The organism is Asticcacaulis sp. AC460, assembly GCF_000495795.1.
GTDB lineage: Bacteria > Pseudomonadota > Alphaproteobacteria > Caulobacterales > Caulobacteraceae > Asticcacaulis.
Map to the genome: position 1 here is coordinate 1 of NZ_AWGD01000053.1, position 4,597 is coordinate 4,597.

The 4,597-nt window shown below is 62.8% G+C and carries 1 protein-coding gene; it reads right to left on the reverse strand.

The window, feature by feature from the left end; genetic code table 11:
- On the reverse strand, nt 1–4,597 hold a 4,597-nt coding region (locus ABAC460_RS0125380), incomplete at both ends, for a beta strand repeat-containing protein (protein ID WP_031237651.1).

A 4,597-nucleotide genomic window follows, 5' to 3' on the forward strand; every position in this document is an offset into this window, starting at 1 on the left:
GACGTTGTTCAGGCTGTTGCCGGTACCGTCGATGTCGTCGCTGCCGGTCAGCTTGAGGTTGTCGATACCCGTGGCCAGGACGGTAGACGTCGACGCACAGACCAGATCGATGACGGGATTGACGTCGAAGCTCAAGCTGGTCGAGGTCGTCGTATGGCCGTCATAGACGTCATAGCTGATGGTGAAGGTACCCCATTCGTTGGCCAGCGGGCTCAGGCTGTAGTTACCGCTACCTGAGACCATCGTGAAGCCGGTCAGGCCACCCGAGAAGGAGATGTCGACGTTCTGGACGCTCAAGGTTTCGCCGTCGGCGCTGCTCCAGCCTTGCAGCAGGTCAGCGGTGGTGAACGCCTTGGACGTGTCCTCATCGATATCGCTCAACTCGGCGGGTTCGTCCAGTTCCGGCGCGTCATAGACGTTTTGGACCTCGATGGTGGCTTCGCCGTAGCTGACGCCGGTGGTGGCATCGTGGACTTCGTAGGTGAAGGCGATCTCACCGCGGTAGTCGTCCGGCGTGGTCACCGTGAAGGTACCGTCGTGGTTGTCGACCACCGTGAAGCCGTCGCCCGCATCCAGGTTGTGGACCGTGAAGGTGGTCGGTCCGTCGATATCGGTCCAGCCGGCCAGCAGGTCCTCCGCATCGATGATGATCGGCTGATCTTCCGTTGCGGTGCCCAGGTCGACGGGATCTTCCGGCGCCGTCGGGTTGTCATTGACCGCGGCGACCGAGAAGGTGCTGGTGAAGATGGTCGAGCCACCCGAACCGTCCGATACCTTGTAGGTGATCGAGGCGCTGCCGTTATAGTTGGCGGTCGGCGTGAAGGTGAAGCCGCCGCTGCCATCCGAAGCAAAGGTGCCGTTGGTGGCGCTCAGGCAGTGGATGTTCCAGCCCGACTTGGTCGGGTTGTCGACATCGCTGATACCCGACAGCAGGGTGTCGCGGCTGATATTCGTCACCGTGTCTTCGCTGGCGCCGGTGATGGTCCCCGCCGTACCGGTCGGTGCGTCATTGACGGCCCCGACGGAGAAGGTGCTGGTGTACTCGGTGTCGTCCTCGCCGTCGGAGACGGTGTAGGTGATGGTCGCCGTGCCGCTGTAGTTGCTGTCGCCGCGGAAGACGTAGTGCTCCTGGGCCTCGTTCCACACGATCGTGCCGTTGGTGGCGTCGATGTCGGTGATTTCGAGCTGGGCGGTGATGTTGTCGACATCGGTGACGCCGGCCAGCAGGTCGGAGACCGTGATGAACGTGTCGGTGTCTTCGAGGACGCCGCTGATCGAGGCCGAGCTGCCACCCGGGGCGTCATTGACGGCGCCGACGGTGAAGGTGTTGGTCAGGACACGCGTCAGGCTGCCGTCGGAGACGGTGTAGGTGATGGTGACATCGCCATTGAAGTCGGCATCCGGAGTATAGACATAGTTGCCGCTGACCAGGTTGATGGCGCCTTCATCGACGTCGATCGCGGTGATGGTGAAGCTGGGGCTGCCGCCGTCCGGATCGGTGATGCCCTGCAACAGGCTGGCGGTGGTAATGTTGAAGGTATGGTCTTCCAGGGCGCCAGTCAGGTCGGCCGGTTCGCCGGTCAGGTCCGGAGCATCGGGTTGCGGCGTAACGGTCAGGCTGCGGGTGGCGGTGACCTCGGTGACACCGTCCGACACCTTGTAGGTGACGGTGATGGTGCCGTTGTAATCCTCGTCCGGCGTGATGGTGAAACCGCCATGGCCGTCGCGGACGACCGTACCGTGGTTGACCGAGATATCCGACACCACCAGGTCCGGCAGGGTGTTTTCTTCGTCGCGTTCGAAGTCGATATCGGTCCAGCCGGTCAGCAGGGCCTCATCCGATCCGGTGAAGACGGCGTCTTCGTTCACCGAGCCGAGCGAACCCGGGCTGGTCGGCGCGTGGGGCGCGTCGTTGACGTTCTCGATATTGATCGTGATCTCGGACAGGACCTCGGTGGTGCCGTCGAACACCGTGAAGTTGATGGTCACCGGGCCGTAATAGTCGTTCGGCGGATTGTAACGGTAGGTGCCGTTCTGGTTGAGGGTGATGGTGCCTTCGGAGGCGAAGACGTCGGAGATGGTGATCTCGGCATCGTCGGGGTTTTCGACGCCGGCCAGAAGTTCTGCCGCCGTGATGGTCTTGACGGTGTCTTCCAGCATGTCGATCGCCGCACCCGGAACAACGGTCGGGGCGTCGTAGGTGTTGGTGACCGCGACCGTGATATCCGCGGTGGTCGTGGTCTCGCCGTCACTGATCGCATAGGTGATGGTGGCGTTGCCGTAGAAGTTGCTCGCCGGGGTGAAGGTCAGTTCGGTGCCGTTGATCGAGACCGTGCCCTGTTCGCTGGTGGCGGCCGTGACGGTCAGGGTTTCACCGGGATCGATGTCCTCGAAGTGGCCGTTGACGTCGATGACAATCGGCGTTTCTTCCGGGGTCGTGCCGCCGTTGAAATCATCGGCTTCCGGCGCATCATTGGTGTTGGCGATATTGACATACAGCGTACCGGTGTCGGTTTCACCATCCGGATCCTCCACCGTATAGGTGATGGTGGTGGTGCCCTGGAAGTCGCCGTTCGGGATGAAGGTGATTTCCGTGCCGTCGATCGTCACCTGACCGTCGTCGCTTTCCGCGGTGATGGTCAGTTGCCCGTCGCTGTTGTCGACGTCCGAGATCAGGTCGGCGATGTCGATGACCAGGTCGGTGTCCTCGGTGCCCTGGATCGAGACGCTGTCGTTGCCGACCGGGGCGTCGTTGACGGCGTCCAGATCATAACTGAGTCCACCTTCGACCGAACCGCCATTTCCGTCGATCACATCGTAGCTGAGCGTGATGCGACCGTTATCGTTGGCGACATGGTGGATGGTGTAGGTGCCGTCGTGGTTATCGGTGACCGTGGCGCCGTCGCTGGCTGTCAGGTTGTCGATATCCAGGTCGTCGGACGTATCGACGTCGCTGAAGCCCTGCAGCAGGTCTGCCTTGCTGACTGTGTAGTCCTGGTCTTCCTCTCCGTCGTCCAGGCTGGCCTGTTCGCCCGACAGGGTTGGGGCGTCATTATTGCCGGTAATGGTGATGACGACGGTTTCGGTATCCTCACCGCCCCAGCCATCAGAGACGATGACGTCGTAGGACTGGGTCAGGGTCTGGCCTTCGGCCAGGAACTGGATATCGTCATTGTCGACGGAGAAGGTCCAGTTGACGGTACCGCCGCCGCCCTTGACGGCCTGGGTAACTTCGGCCGTCAGAGTGCCGACATAGGCATGGACGTAGCTGCCGACCAGGCTTGTGATGATCTCATGCGATTCGACTTCGACCGTGTGGGTGTCGCTCAGGTCGACATCGGTGAAGGTGATATCGCCCGTCGCCGTCTGGGTTTCGGCGGGTTCGACCGGTGTGCCGATCAGCGATACGAGGACGCCTGCGTCTTCGGTAACCGAACCGGTATCGTCGCCGCAGACTTCGAAGACCGGGGCGTCATTGGTGCCGGTGACGGTGATGGTGAACGAGGCACCGGTCGTGCTGGTGCCGTCGCTGACCGTGTAGCTGACGACGACCTCCTCCGTCTCGCCATCGGCCAGGTAATCATAGGCGGCATTGGCCGGGTTGAAGGTAAAGGTCGAGTCGACCAGGGTGACGCCGGCGGGCAGGCCGCTGGCCGAGACCGACAGGGCGCCATGTTCGACGTCGGTGACGTTGGACAGGGCGTCGAAGGTGATCGAGGAGGCACCTTCGTCCACCGTCGTGTCCAGCTCTCCGTCTTCCACCGACGGCGCGTCGTTGACGGCGTTGATCGTCAGGTCCTGGGTCAGGTTCAGGGTGCCGCCGTGGCCATCGGAGACGGTGTAGCTCAGGACCAGAGGGCCGTTGTAGTTGGCAGAGGGCGTGATGATCCAGTTGCTGCCGTCGGCGACCGCCGTGCCGTGGTCGACCGTGAGGCCGGTGATGGTCATGGTGTGACCCTCATCGTCCTCGACACCTTGCAGCAGCGAGGCCCGCGAGACAGTATAGGGGGTGTCTTCGGTGCCGGCCGACAGTTCGGCCTGGGCATCGTCGAGATAGGGCACAGTGTTGGCTTCGACGATCTTCTGGAAGATGCCGTTGTTGGCGGCGTCGGCCGAGGTCCAGGTGACCACGAAGCTGCCATTGACCAGGGTGCTGACCGAAGCGGCGACCTGTTCACCCGAGGTGGTGGTGTTGATCAGGATGGTGCTGCCGTCAGCCGTGCCGCTGGCGGTGAAGCGCTGGGCGTAGATACCGGAACCACCGCCATCGTCGCTGCTGGTCCAGACGACGACGAAGCCGCCGGTGCTTAAGCCTGCGATGGCCGGATCCGACTGGTTGCCCGGCGCACTGGCGCTGGCCACCGTATTGGTTCCCTGGGCCACACCGCTGGAATTGTAGCGCTGGAACTGGATCTCGGTCGAGGTGCTGTCCTGCCAGGCGATGACATAGCCGCCGTTTTCAAGCGCGGCCGTGGTCGGGAAGCGCTGGTTGCCCGCCGTCGCCGTGTTGACGTGGACTTCGCCACCTTGGGCGACGCCGGCCGAGTTGTAGCGCTGGGCGTAGATGCCGTAGCCCTGGCCGCTGCCTTCCTGGCCG